This is a genomic window from Kineococcus indalonis, from assembly GCF_009906395.1.
Classification (GTDB): domain Bacteria; phylum Actinomycetota; class Actinomycetes; order Actinomycetales; family Kineococcaceae; genus Kineococcus; species Kineococcus indalonis.
On the sequence record NZ_JAAALM010000829.1, the window covers coordinates 1 to 1,143 of the forward strand.

Annotated in this window: 1 protein-coding gene; it reads left to right on the plus strand. The window is 79.9% G+C overall.

Annotated elements, in window-relative coordinates:
• Positions 1-11: 11 nt before the first annotated feature.
• Positions 12-1,143 (plus strand): glycosyltransferase family 4 protein (locus GTR00_RS26125; protein WP_166613517.1); only part of this gene is annotated, 1,132 nt, incomplete at its 3' end.

Consider the following 1,143-nt stretch of genomic DNA (forward strand, 5'->3'; position numbering starts at 1 on the left):
GTGCCGGCGGCGTGAGCGCCCCGCCGCCGGCACCGCTCACGGTGCACCTGCACCCCTCGCCCGACCGCGACACCGTCAACCCCTACCTGTCGCTGCTCGTGGGCGGGCTGCGCGAGCGCGGCGTGCGCGTGGTGCCCCTCACCTGGCGCCGCGCCCTGCGCGAGCGCGGCCCGGCCGTCGTGCACGTGCACTGGCCCGAGATGCCGCTGCACGACCCGCTGCTGCGCCGGGCGCTGCTGCGCTCCGCCCGCCTCGCCGCGGGCCTGCTGGCCGCGCGCCTGCGGGGCCTGCCGGTGGTGTGGACGGTGCACAACCTGCGCGCGCACGACGGCCACCGCCCCGTGCTGCAGCGCCTGCTGTGGGCGGTCTTCCCCCGCCTGGTCGGCGGCTGGATCTCGCTGTCCGCCGCCGGCGCGGAGTCCGCGCAGCGCGCGTTCCGCCCGCTGCGCCGCCGGCCGCACCGCGTGCTGGCCCACGGCACCTACGCGCAGGTGGTGGGCCGCCCGGACCGCCGCCGCTCCCGCGAGGCGCTGGGCCTGGCGCCGGACGCGGCCGTCGTGGCGATGGTGGGGCGGGTGAAGCCCTACAAGGGCGTGGAGGACCTCGTCGAGGCCGTGCACGCCTCGCCCGCGCCGGACCTGCGCCTGGTCGTGGGCGGCGGCTGCGAGGACGACGCCCTGCGCGAGCGGCTGGAGGCCGTGGCCGAGCGCGACCCGCGGGTCTCGCTGCTGCTGCAGCGGCTCCCCCAGCAGCGCGTCGACGAGGTGCTCGCCGCCGCCGACCTGCTCGTGCTGCCCTTCCGCTCGGTCCTCAACTCCGGGTCGGTGCTGCTGTGCCTGAGCGCCGGGCGGCCGGTGCTGGCCCCGCGCACCGCGGTGTTCGAGGAGCTGGCGGCCGAGGTCGGGCCGGGCTGGCTGCGGCTGTTCGACGGGCCGCTGACCGCCAGCGTGCTCGAGGCAGCCCTGGCGCAGGGCCCGGCGCGCGGGGAGCCGGACCTGTCCCGGCACGCCTGGGACCGCGTGGCGGCCGAGCACGCCGGCTTCTACGAGCAGGTGCTCCCCGGCCGCCGCCGGCGCCTGCGCCGGACCCGCCCCGACGTCACGGGCGTCACGGGCGCCGCGGGCGGCGCGGGGGCGCCTCGCG